This window comes from Catenuloplanes nepalensis (assembly GCF_030811575.1).
GTDB classification, from domain to species: Bacteria; Actinomycetota; Actinomycetes; order Mycobacteriales; family Micromonosporaceae; genus Catenuloplanes; species Catenuloplanes nepalensis.
Genome location: NZ_JAUSRA010000001.1, coordinates 1160929 through 1185543, shown reverse-complemented (window position 1 = coordinate 1185543; position 24615 = coordinate 1160929). Strand labels below are relative to the sequence as shown.

The following is a 24615-nucleotide window of genomic DNA, read 5'->3' as shown; positions in this document are numbered from 1 at the left end:
TGTCAGTCGCTGCTGCGGCTCATGCTTAGGGCAGTGAGCGGCTGCCGTCCGGCGTCGCGGTGGCGCGGTGCAGGCGGTCGCGGATCAGGCCGGCGGCGTCGCGGTGGGGGTTCAGTAGTTGCCGGAACTGGCCGATACGCATGCCGGGCAGGGTGCACAGTGCGGCCAGTGTCAGCGGGTACGCAGTGGTGAGCTGGTCCGGGGGCACCGGGTGGATCGCGTGGGCGTCGAAACGCACCAGCAGACTGGCCTCGGCCGGTCCTTGCTGGACGTCGACCATCAGCGAGTAGGGCAGCGGCCAGATGGCGGGTTCGCTGCTGCTGACTGCGCAGCCGGTCACGGTCAGCGGGTGGGCTGGTTCCGGTTGCAGGGTGAACAGGGTGTCGAAGCCGGCTGGGGACGGGGAGTGTCCGGCGCTCAGGATCGCGTACGGGATGTCGGCGTCGCGCAGGGCGGCGGCGACTTGGTCGGCGGTGGTGTCGAGGTAGTCGCCGAGGCTGTCGGTGTCGTCGATGTGGGCGGCGACTGGCACCAGGTTGGCGATGAATCCGACGGTGCCGGTCAGGTCCTGGTCCTCCCGTGCGGCGACCGGGCAGCCGGTGATGATGTCCCGCGCTCCGCCGAGGGCAGCGAGCAGCAGTTGGTGGGCGGCCAGGTATACGCTCAGGGGTGTGGTGGCGTGGGTGCGGGCCGTGTGTGCGGCGGCCGCGGTCAGGGCGGCGCTCAGCGGCGTCCTGACATGGCGGGCGGCGACCGGCATGCCGCTCGATCCGGACCAGGGTGCGCTAAAGCGGGGCAGCGCTGCTCGGCGCCGGTCGGCGCGCTGGCGCAGTTCGTCGTCCTGCCGGACGGCCGCGGCCCGGCGGGCGTAGCTGGCGAAGGCTCCTGCGAGGGGCAGGGTTGCCGGCGCCGGTCCGCCGGTGTAGGCGGCGCTGATGTCCTGGAGGATCAGGTCGGTCGAGAATCCGTCGGCGGCGCTGTGGTGCACGGCGGTCAGTAGCAGGTAGTCGCGGGGGCCGAGCCGCAGCAGGGTGCTGCGCAGCATCGGGTCGCGGTCGAGGGCGAACGGGCGAGCGTAGAACTGTCGGGCCGCCGCGTCGATGGCCTGTGCCCGGTCGGTGGCGGGATCGGTGAGGTCGATGACGGGCAAGTCGATCGGTGTCGCGGGGTTGATTTGCAGGATGAGCTGGCTGTCGTGTTCGATCAGAACGCTGCGTAGCGCATCGCGTCGCTCGATCGTGAAGTTCAGGGCGTCGCGTAGCCGGGGGATGTCAAGGGGGCCGGTGATGCGGTGCACGAGCGGGATGATCTGGGCGTTGCCGCGTCCGCCGATGGCTTCGGCCGCCCAGATGCGCTGCTGGCCGCCGGAGGCGAGGAGAGCGTCATCGCGCGGGCCGACCGGCCCCTCGGCCGGTGGCCGGTCCGGTTGTCCCGGCCTGGGCGGCTCTGCTGTCGCTGAGCCCGGTTGCGGGACGGGGCTGGGGGGTGTGGGCTGCTCGGGCGGGGTGCGGGTCAGGTGGTCGGTGAGCCGGGCCACGGTCGGGTGCTCGATCAGGTCCGCGAAGCTGGCTGCGATGCCGCCCTGGCGCATCGAAGCGCAGATCAAGGCGATGGTCACCGAGTCGCAGCCCAGGACGAACAGGTCGTCGTGTCGGCCGATCGGGGCGATGCCGAGCACGTTCTCCCAGAGGTGGGCGGTGTCCTTTTCCTGAGTTCCCTGCGGTGGGCTGAACATTGCGGACACCGGTGTGCCCGGACGGCGCAGGGTCCGGGCGGCGTCCTGCGCGGCGGCGGTGGAGACCGGCCAGATCGGCTGGTCGGCGACCGGCAACTTTGGGCGGTTCGGGGCTGCCGCCGCGGGAGGGGTGGCCTCAGTGTCTTCGGAGGTCGCGATCGTGGCTGTAGTCACGGCCGCGGCGGTTTGGGGATCCCGCCGGAAGTCGATTTGCCGCCAGGGCAGGGTGGCTGCGGCGGCCGCGTCCACCAGGCCGCCGGTGATGCCGGGGGCCGGGTAGCGGTCGAGGGCGGCGGTGAGGAAGTCGCGGGCGGGGACGTTGCGGGGCCCGGGGGTGGTGTCGATGGTGATGGTGGTCAAGCCCTGGCTGGAGGCAAGTTCCCCGAGCGCGCGCAGCATGGCCCATTCGACGTTGCGGCCCAGTGCCCGGCAGCTCAGCAGCATGTCTTGCACGTGCAGGGTGCTGCCGGACGGTTCGGCACTCAGGACGCCGACCAGGCCGTAGTCGCCGAAGCGGTCGCTGACCCGGACCGTCAACAGACTCGCCCCGGAGGCGATCATGGACCGGATGGCGGCGGGGGGCCGCGGGCGCAGCGCCATGTTGAACTGGGTGGTCCGGGCAGTCAGCTGGCTGATCCGTTCGGCGTCGGCTTCGGCGGCATGCTCCACAGTTACCTGCAGGCCGAGGTATTCCAGGAAGTCCGCGGTGGTGCTCAGCTGCGCGGCGGCAGCCTGCCGGCGGGTTTCCTCGGCCAGCATCCGGGCGCGGCCGCGGTCCTCGTCGGTGAGACCTGCTGCGGGCTGCAGTTGCCAGGTGGCGCGGATCGCCGCCGGGAAGCCGTCCGGGTCGTCCGGCAGATCGACGACGGTCACCTGCGGGTGAGCGAGAGCGACCTCGGCGCGTTCGGCCGGGCTGTCGTCGAGGAAGGCCAAGGCGGCGGGGGCGAAGCCGAGGGTGTCGGCGATCTGGGTCACGGCCTGCGACTTACGGCCCCAGCCGACCTGTACGACGGCGAAGTCGTCCAGGCGCAGCGGCATCTCGGGGTGGGCGGCGAACGTGGCGTGCACGTCGTCGAGGTTGTTGCGGCTGCACAGGCACAGGTGCCGGCCCAGGCGCCGTTGTTCGAGCAGCAGGTGCTGGATCTGCAGGTAGGGCCCGGTGACGGTGACGTTCTGCGGTCCGATCTCGCCGCAGACACCGGCCCACAGCAAGTTGTCGGCGTCGACGACCAGTGCTTTGAGGACCGACCGCTGCGTGGCAGTCATTTCACGTAGCACACCTTCGGCCCAGGCCAGTGGCGGCTCGGTGCTGGCTTCTGCGGTGGCCGGTTCAATCCAGTGCAGGCCGGCTGTGCTGCTCTCGCGGCGCAGCAGCTCGAGGTGGGCGGCGCCCTGCAGACGGCTACGGATCGACGCGGTCACGTACAGCGGGTCCGGTGAATTGCGGCGCCAGCGTTCGGCGGTCTCGAGCCCGTCGGTGAGCCACCGGGGCCGCGGCGATGTTCCGGGCCGGCGGGCGTACACCATGAAAATCTCGGTGCCGTCGAACATCTCGTCCTGCTCGACGACGGTGTGCAGGCCGCGTTGCTGCAGCAGGGCAGTGATGCGAGCGAGGCGCCCGCCGATGTCGTGAACCTCGGCGACAACCTGACGGATCATCGGCCAGTGCTGCTCGTCGATCCCGGCGAGGACGTCCTCCTCGGCCCGTTCCACGTCGATCTTCAGCAGGCCAATCGTGGTGATCTTCGCGTCGCAGATGACGTCCGAGAGCCGTACGACTGGAGCCTGGATCTGTTGCGGTGCGTCGGTGGTGCCGGCGATCGCTGGCTCGAGCAGATGCGAGAGCTCGTCGGCGAGCTGCCGGTCGTGCCCAGCGCGGCGGCGAGCCTGTGCGCCGGCGTAGCGGCGGACTACGGCGCGATCCGCCCCGGCGTCGGTGTGGAAGCCTGACTGCAGGGTGGAGTGCGGGTAGAAGGTCAGGGTCCGGGTTCCGGCGGCTGCGCCGAGCGCCGCACGGTGCACCGTGGCGTTGATGCCGTAGGCGTCGAGGTTGGCATGCAACCGGTCTGCGACGGCAGGGGCAGGTTCGAAGGCCGCTACCTGCACCCCGGCGGCGGATGCGGCGGCGAACAGGGCGAAGATGCCGATGTTGGCGCCGGCATCTACGACCAGGTCACCGTCGGCGATGTCTAGGCCATGGCGTAGATAGCGTCGCCGCACGACGATCTCGTCGAACAGCTCATGGGTTTCGTTGGTGTTCAACGCCGCGATCGGCCGGCCGTCGGGAAGGATCGCCGTCAGTTCGGGATGTGGTGCTGGCTGCGCGGCGGGGCAGCTGTCCGGCGCCAGCACCAGCAGGTTCGCGCGGCGCTGCTGTGGTCGGGGCCAGGAGCTGTCCGGGGTGTTCGTGCGGCCGTGGATCTGTTCGGGTTCGACGCGGATCGCAGTGACGCCGATCCCGACAGCCTGCCCCCAGGCGTGCAGCGCGCTACGGCCGGCGCTGAAGTCGGGCTCGCCGAACACGGCGATCGTGCGGTCGAGACTGTGCAACCGCCCGGCCAGCTCGCGTACGGTCGTGCCCGGTCTTATCGTGAGTGTCTCGAAGGTGCTGCGGATTTGTTCGAGTAGAGCGCGCAGGGCGGCCCGGGAGGCGATGTCGGGCCGGGCGCGCAGCGTCCAGCCGATGCCGTCGGCCGTGGTGGTGATCTCGCACGACAGCGGTCCGACACTGGGCGCCTCGTCTGTCTGGTTTCCGGCAGTGCCGGGCGCCGTCCCAGTCTCCTCTTCGTTGCCGGTCCATTGCAGGTGCGGCAGCAAGGCGGCTTCGATCCGCTGCTGCAGTTCGCCGCCCGCGGTCCGCTCGCACCAGCTGCCGGCGAGGCCTGTCAGGGTGGCGTCCGGGTCGATCTGCAAGGTCCGCAGGCCACTGGCGCCGCTGTCTGCGCCGGTTGTGGTCAGCGCGATCTGCGGGGTGCCGGCGTTGACTGCCAGCGTGACGGCCAGAACGGTGCGGGCCAGCTCATACGGCTCGGTCTCGCGGCTGAGTTGCCGCCACTGCTCGAGGCCGCAGACAGTGTGCCCGGCGATAGCCGGTGGGCCGCCGGGGGCTCCCGGCTCGGGAAAGGCGGAACGCCAAGCACTGAGCACCGGCGAGGAGAGAAATTCCTTCTCGTGCTGCACTGCCGACTCCGGTCGGGGCGCCGCATCGACGCTCATGCGTTCTCCTTCGGGACGGCTGAACGTTTCGGCGCCTTCCTGCGGCCGTCGATACCGGTCGGCTAGTTCGCGGCCTGATGGTCGCGGCCCGGCCGGGCCGGGTGGCCGTCGGGTCCGGACACGGCCGGTGTCCGGCGGCGTACGTAACCCATCAATGCATGCCAGACACTCTGCGTGGTTTGCTGGGCGGTGTCGAGTAACTACGTGGGCGTGCACCGTGAGACGTGTCGTCGTGGGACGCGCGAGGATAAACGTCCCAGCGGACGCGAATGACGAGGCGGGGATCGTTCATCGGGCGGCCAGCCGCCGTACGGTGCGCAGCAGCACGCAGGCGCCGTGGATGAGGTCGTCGTCGTCGGTGTTTTCGTCCGGGACGTGGCTGACACCGCCGACGCTCGGCACGAAGATCATTGCGGTGGGGGTGCGTGTTGCCATGATCTGTGCATCGTGTCCGGCTCCGCTGGTCAGTCGGAGATGGCTGAGCCCGGCGTCGGCGGCGGCGGCCGCGATCTGATCCTGCAGTCCGGGGTCCATCCGGGCGGGCCGGGAGGCGGCGAGCCGCGTGCAGGTGACGTTCAGGCCGTGCCTGTGAGCCAGGTCGTCGGTGAAGGTGCGCGTCTGCCGTTCGGCGTTGTCGAGCCGGCCGGGGTCGGCGTCACGCAGGTCGACCGTCATCCGTACGGTGCCAGCAATGGTGTTGGCCGAGTTGGGAGTGACCTCTAGGCGTCCGACGGTGGCCACCTGGCAGTGTTGCCCGGACGGGAGGGCGGCGGTGAACAGCACCAGTTCGGCGGCGGCCGGCAGCGGATCGTGGCGCCGATTCATCGGGGTGGTGCCGGCGTGTCCGGCGACGCCGGTCAGTTCGGCCTGCAGCAGGGTACGTCCGACGATCGCGTCGACGACGCCGATCGCGACACCGTCGCCGGTCAAGACCGGGCCCTGTTCGATGTGCATCTCGAGATAGCCGACCAATTGCGACGCACGCCAGCTGGCCTGCGGGAGGGCGTCGAGGTCTCCCCCGGCGGCGGCCAGCGCTGGCCGCAGGGGTTGCCCGTGGTAGCCGGTCGGATCGGCCGGTAATGCATTCAGATGTCCGGCTAGGGCCAGCGATCCCCAGAACGCCTGCGGGAACAGCGCGCCCTCTTCATTGGCAAAGGCCACCACGGCAACCTCGAAACCGCCGGTGCCGATGCGGTGCTCGGCGAGGGTGCGCAGCACCTCCAGACCGGCGGCGACGCCGTAGGCGCCGTCGAGCCAGCCGCCGTTGACCACGGTGTCGAGGTGAGATCCGATCAGCAGGACCGGCCGGTCGGCGGGAACCGGGTTCCGGCTGACCAGCAAGTTGCCGGCCGCGTCGATGCGGGCGATGAGCCCGGCTTCTTGGGCGGCGGCGGCGACCGCGGTGGTGGCTTCGACGAGCGCCGCGCTGAAGCCGGGCCGGGTGATTCCGCCGGCCGGGTCGCGGCCGATCGCCGCCAGGTCCCGCAACAGTTCCAGCAGGCGCGGCCCGTTGACCTCTGGTTCCCCCGGCGCGCCGGGTCCCGGCACGACCGGGGTCGAAGTGGCGATCGGGGCAGCGACGTGTGAGGCGGTCACGAACGGGGGGCGGGTCATGGCTCATCCTCCGGTTCGGCGGCGAGTGCCGTAGGCGAGGGCTGGCCGGGCGCTCGCCCGGCGCGGTTGCTCGGCTGCGTCAGCCGGAGCCGGCGCGTGCCGCCGCGACGGCTGCGCACAGATGGACGAACGTGTCGCTGCCGGCGACGGCGGCCAGCAAGGCGTCCAGTCCGAGGGCGGTGTCCTGGTGCAGCACCCCGGCCAAGCGCAGCAGCCGACCAGCCGGGGCAGATGGTTCTCGCACGCGGGTACCGGCGTGCGGGATGGTGCCGTAGACGCGGTGCCAGGCCAGCACGACCGCCATCGCGTCCGGGTCCGCGCTGGGCCGTGGTGCATTCGCCGCGGCGGCGGTTGCGTTCGGGCTGGCGTTCGGCTGCGCCGGCGTGGCCGGCCGGGCCGGGGTGGGCAGGGCCGGCCGGTCGACCTTGCCGTTGGCGTTGAGCGGGACTGCGTCGATCTGCATCAGCTGCGCCGGGATCAGATAGTCCGGCACAAGGGCGCTCAGGTGCTCGCGCACGTCCGAGGGATTCAGTGCTCGCGCGGCAACGTAGTAGCCGGTCAGGGTCAGCCGGGTGCGGTCCGGGCCGTCGGCCGTGACCACGGCGGCGCTGATCGACGGGTGACGGACCAGCGCCGCTTCGATCTCGGCCGGCTCGACCCGATACCCGCGGATCTTGACCTGATCGTCGATACGGCCGAGAAAGTCCAGTTGCCCGGATGGAAGCCATCGACCCAAGTCGCCGGTGCGGTACATCACCGCGTGCGTGGCGCCGGCGAACGGGTTAGGTAAGAACCGTTGCCGGGTCAGCTGTTCACGGCCGGCGTAGCCGCGCACCACGCAGGCACCGCCGATATACAGCTCGCCGGCTACCCCGACCGACACCGGATCGCCGGCCTGGTCGAGCACGTACATGCTGGTATTGGGGATGGGCCGGCCGATCGGTACCATCTCGGCGGGCGGCGTGCCCTCGATGCGGTACACGCAGTTGCCGACCGACGCCTCGGTGGGGCCGTATTCGTTGAGCACGGGGGTGTGCGGGTCCAGGGCTCGCCAGGCGGCCAGGGTCCGGGCGGGGAACGCGTCGGCGCCCACAACCAGGGTGCCGGCCAGCCTGGCGGCCTGAGAGGGTGGTTCGAGATCCTTTGGGTTGATCTATGCGTTGAGTCCGTTTGGAGATCGTTCTGCGGGTTCATGACAGATAGTGATCACTCGATGGCGTGAAGGGTGAATTTTGGTCGCGTCCCGTGGCCGGGGTGGGGTGTTGGCCTGTTCATGGGTGATCGGAAGCCGTATCCGAGTGACGTCAGCGATGCGCAGTGGGCGTTGATCGGCCCGTTTCTGGACGTGTGGCGGGCGGGGCGGGTGTCGGTCGCGGGCCGGACCGGTGAGCAGGATCTGCGGGAGGTCGTGAACGCGATCCTGTATCAGAACCGGACCGGCTGCCAGTGGGCGTATCTGCCGCATGACCTGCCGCAGAAGCCGGTGGTCTACTACTACTTCGCGTTGTGGCGTGATGACGGCACCGACGCGGTCATCCATGATCTGCTGCGGTGCCAGGCCCGGCAGAAGGCCGGCCGGGCCGAGGACCCGACCATGGTGGTGCTGGACACCCAGTCGGTGCGGGCCGCGAACCACGTCCCGGCTGCCACGACCGGCAAAGACGCGGGGAAGAAGGTTCCGGGCCGTAAGCGGGGCCTGGCCGTGGATGCTCTCGGGCTGATCATCGCCGTGGTCGTGACCGCCGCGTCGGTGACCGACAACGTCATCGGGATTCGGCTGCTGGACAAGGTCGCCGCGCACGCCCCGACCGTCACCCTCGCCATGGTCGACGCCGGGTTCAAACAGGACGTCGCCGTCCACGGCGCCGTGACAGGTATCGACGTCGAGGTCGTCAAACGCTCCGACACGATGCCGGGGTTCGTGCCGGTGAAGAAGCGGTGGATCGTCGAGCAGGTCTACGGCACCCTGATGCTGCACCGCCGCCTGGCGCGTGAGTACGAGAGCCGCCCGGAATCGAGCGTGTCCCGCACGCTCTGGGCATCGATAGCGAACATGGCCCGCCGCCTGACCGGGACCAGCACCCCGACCTGGCGAGACCGGTAACGGGCCCGCTGATGCACCTGGACACGATCCTCGACCTGATCACCGCGCAGGAGACCACCGCGACGCAGACCGCGCAGCGGCTGCGCGAGCAGATCAGCGCGCTCACCACCGAACTGGACCGCACCGACCGTGAACTGGCCGACCTCGCCACCACCCGGACCACCCTGAAAACAATCGCCGCGGCCCAGTTCACCGCCGAGGAACCGATCGTGATCAGCTCCGCCTACCAGCAGATCCTCACCATCCTCGGCACCGCACCCGACGGCATCCGCGCCAAGGGCATCTGCCTCGCCCTCGACATCGAACCCACACCGGCACACGTCGAAGGCACCCGCGCGAAGCTCAAACGCCTGGTCCACCACAAACTCGTGACCGAGACCGAACCCGGACTGTTCACCCTCACCCCGAAACGGACGTAACCTCCCTTACCGCCCTCTGAGCCGGGCTCAGCAGCGCGGCGAGCAAAGCCAGCTGGCCGGGGGTGAGTTTGAGGAAACTGAACGGGCTCTGCCGGGCCAGCCTCTGCGCGATCTGGTCCATGTCCAGCGTCTCGTCCAGCACGTACACCCGCTGCCCGCGCAGCAGCGGGACGAAGATGTTGGGCACGACGGCGTCGAAGGCCACCGAAGAGAACAGGGCGGCGCCTCCCGAACTGCGCCCGGCGTACGTCTCGGCACACCAGCCGAGGTAGTTCAAAACGCCGGAGTGCGGCACCTGAACCCCCTTGGGGATGCCGGTGGATCCGGAGGTGTATATCAGGTACATCAGGTCGCCGGGGGTGGCCTGGGTGCGGGGGTTGTCGTCGGCGCCGGCTGGCAGCGGGCCGGTTGCGTCGAGCGGCACGATAGGAACGTGGCCGCAGGGAATGCGGTCGCGGTAGCGCTCGTCGGCGACGACCAGGTCGGCGCGGGAGTCCTGCAGGAGGTAGCGCAGCCGGTCTCTGGGCTGGCGCGGGTCCAGGGGCAGGTAGGCGGCCCCGGTCTTCAGCACCGCCAGCACTGCCACCACGAGGCCAGCCGAGCGACAGGCGGCGATCGCGGCCAGGCCGCCGGGCCGCAGACCGCAGTCCTGCAGCCGGTAGGCGAGCCGGTTCGCGGCGAGGTTGAGCTGCCGGTAGGTCAGCATGGTGCCGCTGTCGTCGGCGGCGGCCGCCGCGTGCGGGGTGCGCTCGGCCTGCTGCTCGAACAGGTGATGCACACAACGATCCGCCGGGTAGTCGCGCTGCACCCCGTTCCACCGGCGGATCACCAGCTCGCGCAGGGCAGCGTCCAGCGCAGGCAAAGCGCGGTGCTCGGCTTGCCCGTCAAGGCAGTGTTCCAACGTGGCTAGGTGCAGCCGAGCCAGTTCGGCCAGAGTTCCCTGCCGGGCGGCATCGGACGCGGCAATCCGCATACTCATCCGGTCTCCGTCGGTGAGACAGAACTCGAGCTGCACGCTCGCGTCGGACGGGGTGTGCACGACGGTGCCGGCCGGGCCGTGCACGAACGAGAAGGCAGCGTCGGCGACCGACGAGCGATCGGGGCCGATGCGATTCCGGTCCTGCGTCTCGGACATCTGCCACCGCGCCGGCCGGCAACGCTCCATCAGATCGTCCCAGCTGGTTGTGCCAGCGAGCTGGAATACAACCGGTGCGACCGCCGTCGTGTCCGCTCCCCGGACGCCGTCGTCGCCTGGCTCCGCGGCGGCCGAGGACGCCCAGGTGAGCGGGCCGGCGATGACGGTCACCGCCGTCCGACCGGTGGCCAGGGCCAACGCCTTGACGTGCGCACCCAGGAGGATATCTCCGAGCGTGCGCCCGGCAGCATCGGCCCGTTTGCGTAGCCGGTGCACCAAGGAACTGGGAACGCTGCGCTGATGCCATCCGGGCCCAGTGTCGGCGCCGGCTAGGGCATCGGCCATCAGCACGTCCGGGGTGGTGGCCCAGCCAGCCAGCGGTTCGGCACCGGTGTGGTCCAGGATCCCGTAGCTGCCAGCCGGAGTCGGCGCAGCCGCCGGCTGGGCCGGTTGCACCTCGGCGGCATCGGCGGCGGCATCGGGGCTTGCGTCCTGCGGCCGGTCGGCTCCGTCGTGCTGCGGTGCGGTGTCCTGGGGCCGGGCGATCCGCCGTACGAGTTGCGCCTGCAGCCGCAGCAGGTGGCCGCGGTCGAGTAGAGCGGGGTGCGCGACGGTACAGATCAGGACGCCGTCGGCAGCGTCGACGATCACGATGCGGACCAGTGGGGCGGGTCCGAGAGTGATTCGGCTGCCGAGCACGACCCGCCGCAGGATGGCGTAAGGGCTTCGGCCGGGTATCGCGGGCAGGACCTCGGCACAGATGTGCGCCTCGGCGCCAATCTGCCACTGCGGTTCGCCGGTGGCGGCCGCCGCCAGGCCAGTCCGCAACACCGCCTGCGTTAATGTCAGATCCCGGACAGCATCGTGTACGCGATGAAGGTCCACAGGATGGCTCAGCGGGGTGCCGGCTGCCAGATATCGCGGGCCGGATCGCGCCTGCGTCGCCAGAACCTGGGCTGCTTCGAGATCGCTGAGCGGTTTGAGGACGATCGTCTCGAGGCCGACGCCGGAAGGATGCTGCTGGTCGGCGAGCCCCCCTGACGGGCAGACCGGGCCGGGTACGTCGATGTGCGGCACGCGTTCCCCCTCTGTCGGCAGGCCTGGGCGCGGGGCCCAGGCTGGACGGCCTCGGCAGCAAGGTGCCTGGCCGCAGGAGTTTCTCGGGCCACTGTGCGGCCCGTTCGGGCTCGCTGTCGAGTCGTGCAGGGTACTCGTCTCGCGATGACCATTCATCGAGAGCCGTTGATTATGTGGCTGCTGTTTGCCTAATGGGGATCTCCGTGCGGGCGGCTGCGACGGCCCAGGTCCGCATCTGCGCAGGCCTCCGGGCCGCCCACTGCCTTGGCCCGGCTGAGGCCGATCGTGAGCTCAGCCCCGGGGGTTTCTCACCGTGAGTAGACAGATAGTGACAGTCCGATCGTATGGCCGCTACCTTCTAAGCCGGACGAGGGAGACGATGTGGCCGCACCGGAGATCGATCCTCAGTGGTGGAGCACGGCATCCTGCGGCGAGGTGCCGCTACGGTCGAGCCTGGCGCGTCATGACATGGCCGCGGTCTTCGGGTTCCTGCATCGGCGCGGCTTCAGCTGGGTGTATCTGTCGGCGCTCACCCGCATCGGCGCCGGGCGAATATCGGAGATCGCCTCCCGCCAGCGGGTGGTGTGCGACTACGACGTGCTCGACCGGATCGCAGAAGGGCTGAAGATTCCACGGCACTACATGGGGCTAGGCCGAGACCATGTCGCGACCGCATTGCGCGGCCCGGCCCCGCACGGTGATCGCGGTGAGCTCGACACCCAAGAGATGCTCGGTGCTGTCGCGGCCATCGCGGTGGGGGCGATCCCTGCCGACACCGCCCGCTGGCTGCCCACGCCGGAATCGTTGCCACCGCCCAAGCGGGTCACCGCGAACGATGTGGCGACTTTGCGTGCGGTGACGGCGCTGCATCGCAGACTCGACGCCGAGCTCGGTGGTGGCGCCTGCCTGTATTCGGCCCGCGGCTATATCGGGCTGGCCTCGCGTCTGATGTCGGCGCCGCGGATCCCGCGGGAGGTAGGGATTGAGCTGACCGCCGCGCTGGCCGATCTGCACAATCTGATCGGCTGGTCGGCACACGACCTCGACCTGCATGATCTGGCCCGCCGTCATCTGGTGAAGAGCCTAGTGCTCGGGCGGCGGGCCAACGCGTTCCCGCTGATGGCCAACGTGCTCTATCGCCTCGGGCGGATCAGCCTGCACCAGCGTGACCCCCGGGGTGCGTTGCAGATGTTCGGTCTGGGGCAGATGCTGGCCCAGCAGGCGCGCTGCACCGTCAGTTCGGCCGTGCTGCACGCCAACATGGCCTGGGCGTACGCGATGCTGGGCCAGGAGGCCAATGTCCGCGACAGCATGCGCCGGGCTGCCACCGAACTGGCCGCCGCCGACCCGGACACGGCGCCCGAGTGGTGCCGGTTCGCGCTGGCCGAGGCTGACCCGCACGGCATGTCGGCGCTGGTCTACATCGAACTGGCCCAGCACGAGCAATGCCGGGGGTACCTGGACAAGGCGGCCGGACACGCCCGCGAGGCGGTGCGACTGCGTTCGTCCGAGGGCGGCCGGTCCTACGTGTTCGATGTGATCTCGCTGGCCACCGCGAGCGCCCTAATGGGTGATCTCGACGATGCCCTGATGTTCGGCACCCGGGCCTGCGAGCTGGCCAGGCCGGAGTCGATGAGCTCGGCCCGGGTCGCCGACCGACTCCAGGGGTTCTGGCGCACGGCACAACGCGCACTGCCGCTCGGCGACGGACTGACTGCCCTCGGCCGGCACATCGAGGGCCTGGGCGGAGAGACGGCCTAATCCCGGCCGCCGGTCGGCGCATAACGCACAGGGGCTCGGCGGGCGACAACCTGGTCGGTTCGTTGCCGCACGGGCGCGCACGTCATCACGCGGACGTAGAGCTACGCAGGGGCACCCGGGTGCTCTCATGGTGAGACCCCCTGCTGGCAGTAGCCCGCGGTGCGCGGTCGTGGATACCGTCGGCTGAGCCCGTACGGCAGGATCCGCCAGCCAACGTTCGCGTCTGATCGCGGGCGGACGTTACCCGCATACCGCCGGCCTTTCGCCGATTCCGTGGCACCCTGCGTTCGCGGCGGGATCGGGCGGCGCCTTCGTACCTACCTTGATCGGAAGGACAAGCCATGGATGCCAGCGAGGCCGATGCCCGGACCAAGCCGTTCCTGATGGCAGTGCACGAGCTGGGCTTCGACGTAGACCGACTGCTATCGGACTACCAGCGGATCATCGACGATGAATCTTGGTGGGGAAGCCGGCAGCGGTGCCACCGTCGTGAACTTCACCCACCGGCCGGGCGCCGCCGATCCGTTGCGGGACGGGGCGGAAACCCAGTACGACCTGACGACCGGTCGCCGCCGCTTCGCCGAGGCCGAGTTCAGCACGTTTAACGACCAGTTGAAGGACACCAGCTTCTACGAGCTTTACCAGAAGCTGCCGTTCGCAGTCGGCCGGATGCGGGTCCGGTCGCTGGCGCCGGGCAAGGTGATGACGATGCACGCCGACACCTCGCCGCGCGCGCACGTCGCTCTGGCGACCAACCCGTTCTGCTATCTGACAACCGCCAGCGGGCAGATGCACCACGTGCCGGCAGACGGGAACGTCTATGTCTTCGACACGCGGCTGGAGCACACCGCGTTCAACGCCTCCGAGCAGCCGCGGCTGCAACTGGCCATCGCTCTGGCCGACCAGGAGACCCGCATCGCCTGATCGGCGACATCGGGACACGGCCGGGCCCCTCCCATCGCCAGTGCAACCGCTCCGGTGAAGACGGCGCCGGTGTCCGCGGCTGGCCGATGAACATAGTCACTGCCAATTTGTGTCCAGGGCGACAAACTTCGCGATCCGGAACTGCTCTTGGCAAGAACTGGCGGACAGTGCTTAAGCGACAAAATCCGCAAAATCCGCGAGCATACCCAACCGCCACCGGAACGGGCCGGGCTGGCGGAGGCACTGTTGATGCACCGGCAGCCAGGGTTCGCGTGGCCGTACTCACTCGCCGCTCCGTCGATCACTCCGCAGCAAATGTGCTACCCCCGTTTGGGCTTGCAGAGAAATAACCCGTAGCTTGTCGGATTGTGGTCCGTTGATCTGTTATGGGCGTCATGGTGGAGGTTCAAGAGCAGCTGGTGGTGAAGTTCCAGGCGATCTTCCCGCATCTCGATGAGCGTCAGCGCCGGTTGGTGATGGGTGCTGAGGCACGGGTGCTGGGCCATGGCGGGATCCGCGCAGTGGCGCGGGCAGCCGGGGTCCGGGAAGCGACCGTCGCGCTGGGCGTCGACGAACTCGACGCCGGTGCTGCACCCTTGGGCCGGACCCGCAGGCCCGGCGGGGGCCGTAAACGAGCCGTCGACCTTGATCCCGGGCTGCTTCCGGCGTTACTGGCCCTGGTCGAGCCGGATGAGCGCGGAGATCCGATGTCACCGCTGCGGTGGACCACCAAATCGACCCGGAACCTCGCCGGTGAGCTGACCGCTCAGGGACACCGGGTCTCCGCCGACACGGTTGCGGATCTGTTGCGGGCAGATGGTTTCAGCCTGCAGGGCAACACCAAGACCTTGGAAGGCAAGCAACATCCCGACCGTGACGGACAGTTCCGATATCTCAATGAGCAGGCCCGCGTCCACCGTGACGGCGGGCAGCCGGTGATCAGCGTCGACACCAAGAAGAAAGAACTTTTGGGGGACTTCAAGAACACCGGCCGGGAGTGGCGCCCAACAGGTGACCCGGTCAGGGTCAACACCCACGACTTTCCCGGCGACAGCGTCGGTAAGGCCGTGCCCTACGGCATCTACGACATCACCGCGAACACCGGCTGGGTCAACGTCGGCACCGATCACGACACCGCCGCGTTCGCGGTCGAATCGATCCGCCGCTGGTGGCACGACGCCGGCACCCGCGACTACCCCGCCGCGACCCGGCTACTGATCACCGCCGACGCCGGCGGATCCAACGGCTACCGCAGCCGCGCCTTCAAGACCGAACTCGCCGCCCTGGCTGCCGAGACCGGCCTGGCCATCACCGTCTGCCACCTACCCCCGGGCACCTCCAAATGGAACAAGATCGAGCACCGGCTGTTCTGCCACATCACTATGAACTGGCGCGGCCGGCCCCTGACCAGCCACGAGGTCATCCTGCAGTCCATCGCGGCGACCACGACCGAGGCCGGCCTGAGCGTGCACGCCCAGCTCGACACCGGCGAATACCCCACCGGCATCCAGATCAGTGACGCCCAGATAGCCGCCCTCCCGATCGCCCGGCACACCTTCCACGGCGACTGGAACTACACCCTGCACCCACCGACCATCCCCACCGACGCCACCGCAACGACCGGCGGCGGCGCCCAGGAACCGGCACCGGACACGTTGGCACATCACGCGTTCACAGGCATGACCACCGAAGAACTAACTACCCTGACCACCGCGCTGAACGCCCTGCGCGACACCCACCGAGAAGCCATCCACACGGCATACCGACAAGCCCTGAAAACCGCCGACCACAACGGAATCCGCCCTCACGCACCACGATCCGGACGGCCACCGGCGTTCGCGTTCCCAGACCGGGTCCTGGCCCACTGACCTAAACTTTGGCCGTTTTGGTGGTTGTGGGTAGTTCTGGCGGGTTGATGGTTATCTCGTACGTGACGTTGCGGGTACGTTCTGTTTCACGTTGAGCGGGTGTTCGTGGTCCGCTGCGTTGTCGGTGGTGGCGTGTGAGGGGCTGGCTGGCGATAGCGGCGACCAGTGCGGTGGCCGGGTGGGGATCGTGGTGTCCGCAGTTGACGCAGGGGCCGCGGTCGGCGGCGAGCAGGTTGCGGGTCAGGGCGAGTACGGCGGTGAAGCTGATCGCGTCTGGGTCGATGTTCAGATCGGTTGCGGTGGTAACGGCGAGGCGTACGAGGGCGTTGTAGACCGTGAGCAGGGCCCAGAGTTCCTGGTAGGCCAGTTCTGGGGCCTGCCCGCGCAGGCGGGTGCCGGGCTCGCGGAGCGTGACCTTCAATCGTGCGTAGGTCAGTTCGATCTGCCAGCGTTCGGCATACAGTGCGGCGATCTGATCGGCGGGGTAGCGGTGGTGGTCGAGCAGGGTGGTCAACACCCGATACCGGCTGGTCTTGATCGGTCGGCCGCTGCGGTCGCGGCTGGTCACGGTGAACTCGACCAGCCGGGTGAGTACTGGTTGCAGCCGGGGCAGGCTCTTGTCGCCGCAGGTTTTGCGGCGCCGGGCGAGCATCTGGTCGGACTCGTGCAGCATCACCCGGGCGGAGGCGTCGGGCAGTGTCTTGTCCAGGCGGGCGGGCAGGCTCCGGGCGCCGTTCTTGACCCGCCACACCAGGTGCGCTCCGGTCGTGGACGCGCGGACCCAGCGGTCCATCGAGAAGAACCCGCGATCGGCCAGGTTGATCGTGCCCGGCCGCAGCTCGCTGATCAGCGAGTCGGCCAGGACCTGTTCGCTGACACCGGACGAGCCGATCCGGGCCGCTTGGATCCATCGGTTGCCGCAGGTCACCAGAGCGACCATCCGGGCCTGCGGGAACCGGCCTCCGGCCGGGGTGGTGAACCGCTCGCGCATCGCGGCCGTGTCGGCCAGGTCGAACACGGTGCCGTCGATCGCGGTCGCCAGCAGACCGAACGCGTACGACTCGGTTCCCGCCGGCGGCATATCGGCTGCGGCGGCGGCGAACAGTCGTTGCCACACCGCGGCCGGCACCCGGGCGCGAGCCTTGGACACCGCCGGCCCGCTCGGGGTGCCCTCTACCCGGACCCGCGGGATCGGTGCGGTAACCCGGGCGGTCACCACATCGACGCTTTCCCGGCGGAACAGGCACAATCCGAGCACGATCATCGCGGTGACCGCGCCGGTCAGCACCCGCCGGCGGCCATCGACATGCCCGGCCTCGGCCTGTGCCCGCTCGATCAGTTCCGGCTCCGCCAGGACCGGCCACAACCGGCCGGTCACCCGCTCGTCCAGCACGCCGAACCCGGCCGGGCCGGCGATCACCGCCGACCGCAACGCCTCCCGCTGATCAGCGGGCTGTCGCACCACGCCGGCGGACACCATGGCAGAATCGGCCACCGAAGCTCCTGGTTGGAACATGTTGATCTAGTCAATCCCATGTCCTATCAGGAGCTTCTTCATATCTCGCACCCGGCCCACCAGCGGCCGAAAAAGGACTATTGACCACCAAACGGTCTTGAGTTTAGGTCAGTGGGTCCTGGCCACCGTTCTGCACCTTCGCCTGGGCCTACCCGACAACACCCTCGCACATCTGTTCACCACAAGCCGCGCCACCATCCGCAGAGCCATCGCCGAGACTCAGCGTCTCCTCGACGAACACGGAACCCGCATCGCCGCCGCACCAACCCCACCCAAGTCCCTGGTCAACCTGCTCGCAGCCACCACCGCGCAGCAGAAAACCCGCGCGTAAAGATCAAAGCAGCGTGTTATTTCTCTGCAAGCCCTTTGCCCGCAACGTCGTCGCGCGGCTGGCGCAGGCGGAGCGCCGCCCTACCTCTACGTTGAGAGGACTGGCCGCGGGGGATGGGCATGGACGACTAGCGAACCCCCGCAGCGCTGGCGCAGAGATCGGCCAACCCTGAGTGGAAACGCCGACGGAATCGAGGTACTCGCGCGGCGCGACCTGGGGCCCGTCGAGCCGGCCCGTCAGTTTCGCAGCGTCGCGCGGCAGCAGCTTGCCGTGGGGAGTGTCTCGAAGGCGTGTCATGGGTGCCGGTCCTCGCGTCGGCACTACTAGGCTTGCGCGGTCGGCCGATAAGATCCACGGCCGCGGCAGGGCTGGGAGAGGTGCCATGGCTGAAAGCTTCGTTCATCTGCACGTCCACACCGAGTACTCGATGCTCGACGGGGCCGCCCGGATCAAAGAGGTCATGGCCGAGGCTGCCCGCCTCGGAATGCCCGCCGCTGCCATCACCGACCACGGCAACCTGTACGGAGCGTACGACTTCTATCACCAGGCAGTAGCTGCAGGTGTCAAGCCCATCATCGGTATCGAACCTTACGTCGCGCCAGAGTCGCGGTTCGACAAGAAGCGCATTCGGTGGGGAAGTCCGGAGCAGAAAAAGGACGACGTTTCCGGCAGCGGGGCTTACACCCACATGACGATGTGGGCGCGTAATCCTGCCGGGTTGAAGAACCTGATGAAGTTGTCGTCTCTAGCGTCCATCGAAGGCCAGTTCGGCAAATGGCCTCGGATGGACTTCAATCTCATTGCCGAACACGCCGAAGGGATCATGGGCACCACAGGCTGTCCGTCCGGTGCAGTGCAAACACGGCTACGTCTAGGCCAGTTCGACGAGGCGCTTAAGTCTGCGGCACAATACCAGGAAGTACTGGGCAGGGACAACTATTTCCTCGAGATCATGGACCACGGGATCGAGATCGAACGCCGGGTCCGCGACGGCCTGCTTGAGATCGGCCGCAAGCTCGGCATCAAACCGGTGGTCACCAACGATTCGCACTACACGCACGAGCACCAGGCCAAGGCACACGATGTACTGCTGTGCGTACAGACCGGCAGTAACGTGGCTGACCCGAACCGCTTTAGATTTGATGGCAGCGGATACTTTGTCAAACCGGCCGAGCAGATGCGCGCCATGGACTCGTCCGAGGCGTGGCAGCAGGGCTGTAGCAACACGCTTCTAATCGCCGAACGCGTCGAGTCGTACAAGCCGATCTTCACTGAAGTAAACCGCATGCCCCTGTTTGAGGTACCGGAAGGTGAGACGCAGGAGAGTTGGCTGGAGAAAGAAACCTGGCGAGGCCTGGACAGGCGGTTCCCCGATGGCATCCCCGACGGGTATCGCGAACGGATCAGGTACGAGCTGGGGATCATTTTCCAGATGGGATTCCCCTCCTATTTCTTGGTCGTCGCCGACCTGCTGCGTTTCGCCCGCGAGGAGAAGATCCGCTACGCCCCGGGGCGTGGTTCGGCGACCGGCTGCCTTGTCGCTTACGCGCTCGAGATTATCGAACTCGATCCGATCTACCATGGGCTAATCTTCGAGCGGTTCCTAAACCCCGAACGCGTGTCTATGCCCGACATCGATCTGGACTTCGACGAAAGTCGGCGAAGCGAAATCATCGCATACGTCAATCAGAAATACGGCACAGACAAGGTCTGCCAGATCGTAACCTTCGGGACGATCAAGAGCAAGGCTGCACTAAAGGACGCCACAAGGGTCCTGGGTTTCCCTTACGCTATTGGCGATAAGCTCACTAAAGCGATGCCACCTCCGGTCATGGCCAAGGACATTCCATTGAGCGGGATCACCGACTCCCAGCACCCGCGTTACGCCGAAGCAGCCGAGTTTCGCGCATTGCTCGCCAGCAGCCCCGAATACCAGCAGATCTACGACACCGCGGTGGGCATCGAGGGCCTAATCCGCCAAACCGGGGTACATGCCGCTGGCACCATCCTGTCCCGCGAATCGTTGCAGGACGTCATCCCGGTAGTCGCCCGCCCGGACGATGGCATGATCATCAGCGCCTGGGACTACCCTGCCTGCGAATCACTCGGGCTCCTCAAGATGGACTTCCTCGGACTGCGCAACCTCAAGATCATCGATGATGCAATCTTTAACATCCGCCAGAACCATGACCCCGAGTTCGACTGGAGCGCCCACCGACTCGAGGACAAGAAGACCTACGAACTACTCGCCACGGGCGACACCCTTGGAGTTTTCCAACTCGACGGCGGCCCGATGCGGAACTTGCTCAAGGCAATGGAGCCGACCGAGTACGTCGACATCGCCGCCGTCCTAGCCCTGTACCGGCCCGGCCCCATGGCGGCCAACGCGCACATCGACTACGCGGACCGCAAGAACGGACGCAAGCCCGTCGTGCCGATCCACGAGGAATTCCGAGAAACTCTCGGCGAAATCCTCGACCCGACCTACGGGCTGATCGTATTCCAGGAGCAGGTCCTCGCCATTGCCCGGAAAGCGGCCGGATACTCCCTCGGGCGCGCTGACCTGCTGCGGCGCGCCATGGGCAAGAAGAAGAAGTCAGTACTGGATGAGGAGTTCGTCGGCTTCGAGGCCGGAATGAAGGCCAACCAGTACAGCGACGAAGCGATCAAGACGCTGTGGGACATCCTCCTTCCGTTCGCTGGCTATGCGTTCAATAAAAGCCATACCGCTGGCTACGGAGTACTGTCGTTCTGGACCGCCTTCATGAAGGCGAACTACCCGGCGGAATACATGTCAGCCCTACTGACAAGCGTTGGGGACGACCAGAAAAAGATGGCCGTATATCTTGCAGAATGCCGACGTATGGGAATCACCGTACTGCCACCGGACGTCAACGAATCCTCCGGTCCATTCACTCCTGTCGACGGTAACATCAGATTCGGCCTGCAGGCCGTACGTAACGTCGGGGCAAATGTGGTCGATTCCGTCATCGCCACTCGCAGCACCAAAGGCGCGTTCGACGATTTCAATGATTTCATCGAGAAGATCGAAATCGTCGCGTGCAACAAACGCGTCGTGGAGTCCCTAATCAAAGCCGGCGCCTTCGATTCCATGGGCCACACTCGCAAGGGACTGCTAGAACATCACGAAGCCGCTATTGACATCGCGGTTGAGGTCAAGAAGCGTGAGGCTTTTGGCCAATACGACCTTTTCAGCGGCATGATGGAAGCCGACAATTCTGCCACGGGTGGCGTCGGACTGCCAGCGGAGTATTCAGCAGAAGAATGGGACCGCAGAACCAAACTCGCATTCGAACGCGAGATGCTCGGTCTATACGTCTCCGATCACCCGCTGGCCGGCGCCGAGCGCATCCTTAAGCGTGAATCAGACACTTTGATCGCCGAAATCGGAGACGATACTCCAGACCGGGCCAACGTCGTCCTTGCCGGATTAATCTCCGGGATCGAGCGCCGCACGAACAAGGCCGGCGCTCTCTGGGCCATCGTGAAGCTGGAAGACCTCACCGGGTCAATCGAGGTGCTTTTCTTTCCGAAGAACTACGAGTTGATCGGCCACGAACTGATAACGGACCGAATCATCGCCGTGCAGGGTCGGGTCAACCACCGCGAGAACGCGACGTCCGTTTTCGGGTCTGACATGAAGGTCCTCGAATTATCCGACAGCGACCTCGCCGCGAACCCCCCGGTGACCATCACCATGGACCTGCCCCGGGTGACTACCGCTCTCACCGAAGACCTACGCCGGATCCTAGGCAGCTACCCCGGCAAGTCACCGGTGCACATGCGGCTGCGAGACGGCAGTCGTACGATGCTGCTTGACCTGAAAAACCACCGCGTGGAGGCATCGGTCAACCTAAGCAGCGAGCTTAAAGCGCTCCTGGGCGCAGGATGCCTGGAATAGTGGACATCCAACTGACACCGCAACTGCCGTGCTCTGCCTGCGGAACGGAACTACTACTGTCCGCCACCGTGCCGCACCCGAGATTTCGCAACGCGACGACCACCTACGAATTGTGCCCGCACTGCCATGCCGACGACGCCGCAGCGCAAGGACTACTCGCCTTTTTCGCTTTGACACCTACTGTTGACGCTGCGTCGTCGCTGTCGTTCGCTCGTCTGGTGCAGGAATGGCTGCAGCAGCTCCCGGAACCAGCGGTAGTCAGCCAAGAAGCGTTCGAACAGGACGTCGAAGCGTTCCACCGTGGCGACTTCGACTCGTAACTTGATCGGAACTGCAGGGCAGGATTAAGACGCGCCGGTCACATCAGCCCGAGATGAGACAGCTCCTCGCGGATCACAGCCGCCCAACCCGGCCTGTCGGTGCGAACCAGTTTTTCAGTGGCGGCGAGGACCGTGCGAGTCTGCTCGATCACATCGTCCGGTAGCTCGCCAACCGTCTCATATATGTGGATCCGATCGACGAGTTGCGCCGCACCCATAACGTGCAGGTCCCGCGCCAGGTGCAACGACACCATCATCCGTTGCAGCCAGATCCGATCAGCCGCCGCGGTCGTCCTCTGTTGCGTGCCGTGCCGACTAGTCCGGGAGGACTGAGGGCCCGTACGCCCCGAGATGCTTTTCACGCTTGTTCCGGAGCAGTCTCAGGCCCGCCACCGAGCGCAGAGAGAGGCGGCAAAGGCAAGGTGTGGAAGCTGGCCCTGGAAGCCACCGGGACGCTCCGGGGCGCATGCAGAGCGAGCGCCACCTCTGACGTATGGTCCCGGATAGTCAGAGTAAGTACATCGTACGCCGCTGCTGCGGGGATCCGGCCCCGGCCCGCGGCTGCGGCCGCTGCCGCGAGGTCCCGCGCCGACTGCTCGAGCTGCCCGGACAGGTCAGCGAGATACGCCCATTCTCCGTCACGCATCGCCCGCGCACACTGCGAGAACTGCTCCAGGGCATCGCCGTAGCACCGCGCGAGGCGTTCTCGTGCCTTGTCCACTGCAGGAGGTTCCTTCCTGTCCAGCTCCGGCCCGGCCCGGTCGCGTACTCCAGGGAGATTACGGGACCATTGCGAAGCAGGTGCGGGGTGCCCCGGCGCGTCATTGTCCGGGACGCTACGCAGTAGAAGGCCTGTGCGGCGTTCCATCGCCCGTCAGGGCTGTGCCGAAACGGGGCGAACTGGTGACCCTGCGGCCGCGCGGGCATCAACTTATTCGGATACCTGCGAAGGCCTCAACCTCCGACGTTCAAGGCCACACTCAGCGTCGGCTGCGCGCCAGGGCGGCCCGCCGGTCGCGGGATCCTGGTGTCCGCGCTCGGCGCGCTCGCCGTCAACGCCGCCAGCATCCCCGTCTCCGTGCCGTCCTGATGCCGACCCTGCTGGTCACCGTCGCCGCCCGCTGTCTGTTGGATGGGAGTCCTGCCTGCCGCACCCGGCACCACGGCAGGCATGACGCTGATCATCGCCGCGGACATGATGCTGCTGCTGTGCGCAGGTGTGTATTCAATCCGGCCTTCACCACCTACCGTATGCACAGCACCGCCGACGGCTACCTGACCCGGGTCGCCACCACATGGTCGATCAGCAGCAAAATCGCCCAGCCGATAGTGATCGCCGCCGCCGGACTGGCCGCCGCTACCCTCGGCGCCCGCACCGCTCTGGTCGCGCTCGCCGCCATATTGCTGGCCAGCGTGGTGCTCCTGCCCTGGAAAGCCTGGCGAACACCTCTGCGGGCCACGGCAACAAACCCGACGAGCAAGGAGGCACCATTGGCCGAGCCACACCCCGGCCGGGCCGCGCGACCGGACCGGCTAGGCGAGCCCGGAGGCCGGTGGTGACCGCCCTCGACGACGCCTTCGCCGCCGTCCCCGAACGCGTCTACACCCACCACCCGCGGTGGGGCGAGACGGTGCACCGTTCGGATCCGGAGGCCATCCGCCGTGACATCGCAGCGCTGGACGTGCGGCCCGGTGACCGCATTCTGGAGATCGGTACCGGCTCGGGGTACAGCGGCGCGATCCTCGCCCAGCTGTGCGGGCCGCACGGCCAGGTCACCAGCATCGACATCAGCGACGAACTCGTCGCCCGCGCCACAGCCATCCACCAAGAACGCGGCGTCCGCGGCGTAGACATCCGAGTTGCCGACGGGCTCGCCAGATACCCGTCCTCCGCGGGATATCACCGGGCCGTCGCGTGGTGCGCGCCGCCGCGGCTTCCGCGGGCATGGACAGATCAGATCATCGACGGCGGGCGAATCGTCGCCTGCCTACCGATCGCCGAACTTCCCTCCACCACGCTGATTGCCACGATCACCGTCGAGGAGGGCCAGCCGTGGGTGCATGCGGTCACCGGTGGCGGCTATGCGCAAAGTACCGAGACCGCAGTCGACGACGCCTTGACCATACCCGGACGCTGGGTCGACTACTGCGACTACCAGCCGGATCCTTCCTGGATCGCCATCGGCTGGCGCGCCGACGATCCACAGCGCACCGGAGCACGGGCATCGCTCGACCAGCTGTTGCACGCCGGATACGCCGAAACGTATCACCGGGCGCCACCCGCATGGCGATCGTGGAGCCTCTATACGGCTACGCTCGGCGACCCGCAGGTGAGCCTCGTGTCTCTGCGAAACAAGATTCGCGGCATCGGGCATACGACCCCGCATTCGGCCGCCGTGGTCCTGGCCGACGGTTCCGTTCTCGCCGATTCCGCGCACTCGCCATCCCTGGCCGCCTTAAGGACCTGGTTGATCCAGTGGGAGGCGGCCGGTCGCCCGACCGCCGACTCATACCCCACCGAGCTCGTACTACACGAGAACGACCTTGCCGGCTGGGACCTTCGCACCTACTTGCCGCCACCCGCCGACCAGCGATGACCGGGGTGCCACATCGGCGAACTCACCTACTCACCCGCAAGCTCCGGAGCCTGCGGAAAGGGAGGCCGTCGTCATC

15 protein-coding genes and 1 pseudogene are annotated in these 24615 nt (G+C 67.6%); 10 read left to right on the top strand and 6 right to left on the bottom strand.

Annotation, left to right across the window (positions count from 1 at the left end; translation table 11 throughout):
• Nucleotides 1–25: 25 nt before the first annotated feature.
• The 3 genes from J2S43_RS04985 to J2S43_RS04975 all read right to left on the bottom strand — a co-directional run bounded on the left by J2S43_RS04985 (nucleotide 26) and on the right by J2S43_RS04975 (nucleotide 7658).
• A complete protein-coding gene (locus tag J2S43_RS04985) occupies nucleotides 26–4951 on the bottom strand; it encodes an FkbM family methyltransferase (RefSeq protein ID WP_306827367.1) in 4926 nt (1641 codons plus the stop codon).
• A gap of 288 nt (nucleotides 4952–5239) precedes the next feature.
• A complete protein-coding gene (locus J2S43_RS04980; RefSeq protein WP_306827366.1) occupies nucleotides 5240–6565 on the bottom strand; it encodes a M20 family metallo-hydrolase in 1326 nt (441 codons plus the stop codon).
• A gap of 79 nt (nucleotides 6566–6644) precedes the next feature.
• Nucleotides 6645–7658 carry an AMP-binding protein gene (locus J2S43_RS04975; protein ID WP_306827365.1) on the bottom strand — a complete coding sequence of 338 codons (1014 nt, stop codon included), beginning with the start codon at nucleotides 7656–7658 and terminating at the stop codon, nucleotides 6645–6647.
• A gap of 180 nt (nucleotides 7659–7838) precedes the next feature.
• Between J2S43_RS04975 and J2S43_RS04970 the strand changes: the two genes are divergently transcribed.
• Together J2S43_RS04970 and J2S43_RS04965 are read left to right on the top strand one after the other, a co-directional pair.
• Nucleotides 7839–8669 carry an IS5 family transposase gene (locus tag J2S43_RS04970; protein WP_306827174.1) on the top strand — a complete coding sequence of 277 codons (831 nt, stop codon included), beginning with the start codon at nucleotides 7839–7841 and terminating at the stop codon, nucleotides 8667–8669.
• Nucleotides 8670–8680: 11 nt separating this feature from the next.
• Nucleotides 8681–9088 carry a hypothetical protein gene (locus J2S43_RS04965; RefSeq protein ID WP_306827173.1) on the top strand — a complete coding sequence of 136 codons (408 nt, stop codon included), beginning with the start codon at nucleotides 8681–8683 and terminating at the stop codon, nucleotides 9086–9088.
• Here the strand turns inward: J2S43_RS04965 and J2S43_RS04960 are convergent.
• Entirely contained in the window at nucleotides 9069–11300 is a 2232-nt protein-coding gene (locus tag J2S43_RS04960; RefSeq protein ID WP_306827364.1) for an AMP-binding protein, read from the bottom strand. The two genes, J2S43_RS04965 and J2S43_RS04960, sit on opposite strands and share 20 nt — an antisense overlap.
• Before the next feature lie 381 nt (nucleotides 11301–11681).
• On the opposite strand from J2S43_RS04960, the gene J2S43_RS04955 reads away from it, so the two are divergent.
• From J2S43_RS04955 to J2S43_RS04945, 3 genes and pseudogenes are all read left to right on the top strand, one after another.
• Complete coding sequence (locus J2S43_RS04955) at nucleotides 11682–13061, top strand: NsdA family TPR-like regulatory protein (protein ID WP_306827363.1); 1380 nt, start codon at nucleotides 11682–11684, stop codon at nucleotides 13059–13061.
• A 450-nt stretch (nucleotides 13062–13511) separates the two neighbouring features.
• A complete protein-coding gene (locus tag J2S43_RS04950) occupies nucleotides 13512–13985 on the top strand; it encodes an aspartyl/asparaginyl beta-hydroxylase domain-containing protein (protein ID WP_306827362.1) in 474 nt (157 codons plus the stop codon).
• 386 nt (nucleotides 13986–14371) lie between these two features.
• A pseudogene (locus J2S43_RS04945) lies at nucleotides 14372–15847 on the top strand (ISAzo13 family transposase); the annotation flags it as partial.
• A 7-nt stretch (nucleotides 15848–15854) separates the two neighbouring features.
• Here J2S43_RS04945 and J2S43_RS04940 read toward each other — a convergent pair.
• Nucleotides 15855–17348 (bottom strand): IS4 family transposase, encoded by a 1494-nt coding sequence (locus tag J2S43_RS04940; protein WP_306827308.1) that lies wholly within the window; start codon nucleotides 17346–17348, stop codon nucleotides 15855–15857.
• Between the two features lie 118 nt (nucleotides 17349–17466).
• Here J2S43_RS04940 and J2S43_RS04935 point away from each other — a divergent pair, with 118 nt between their 5' ends.
• The 3 genes from J2S43_RS04935 to J2S43_RS04925 all read left to right on the top strand — a co-directional run bounded on the left by J2S43_RS04935 (nucleotide 17467) and on the right by J2S43_RS04925 (nucleotide 21942).
• Entirely contained in the window at nucleotides 17467–17700 is a 234-nt protein-coding gene (locus J2S43_RS04935) for a transposase family protein (protein ID WP_306827361.1), read from the top strand.
• A 382-nt stretch (nucleotides 17701–18082) separates the two neighbouring features.
• Nucleotides 18083–21622, top strand: coding sequence for a DNA polymerase III subunit alpha (gene dnaE / locus J2S43_RS04930; RefSeq protein WP_306827360.1), 3540 nt, complete (start codon nucleotides 18083–18085; stop codon nucleotides 21620–21622).
• Nucleotides 21622–21942 (top strand): DUF6300 family protein, encoded by a 321-nt coding sequence (locus tag J2S43_RS04925; protein ID WP_306827359.1) that lies wholly within the window; start codon nucleotides 21622–21624, stop codon nucleotides 21940–21942. The genes dnaE and J2S43_RS04925 overlap by 1 nt, the downstream gene beginning before the upstream one ends.
• A gap of 38 nt (nucleotides 21943–21980) precedes the next feature.
• Here the strand turns inward: J2S43_RS04925 and J2S43_RS04920 are convergent, their stop codons facing one another.
• Complete coding sequence (locus J2S43_RS04920) at nucleotides 21981–22199, bottom strand: hypothetical protein (protein ID WP_306827358.1); 219 nt, start codon at nucleotides 22197–22199, stop codon at nucleotides 21981–21983.
• Nucleotides 22200–23031: 832 nt separating this feature from the next.
• On the opposite strand from J2S43_RS04920, the gene J2S43_RS04915 reads away from it, so the two are divergent.
• Both J2S43_RS04915 and J2S43_RS04910 read left to right on the top strand, forming a co-directional pair.
• Nucleotides 23032–23502 carry a hypothetical protein gene (locus J2S43_RS04915; protein WP_306827357.1) on the top strand — a complete coding sequence of 157 codons (471 nt, stop codon included), beginning with the start codon at nucleotides 23032–23034 and terminating at the stop codon, nucleotides 23500–23502.
• Nucleotides 23499–24539, top strand: coding sequence for a protein-L-isoaspartate O-methyltransferase family protein (locus tag J2S43_RS04910; protein WP_306827356.1), 1041 nt, complete (start codon nucleotides 23499–23501; stop codon nucleotides 24537–24539). The genes J2S43_RS04915 and J2S43_RS04910 overlap by 4 nt, the downstream gene beginning before the upstream one ends.
• The last annotated feature ends 76 nt before the right edge of the window (nucleotides 24540–24615 follow it).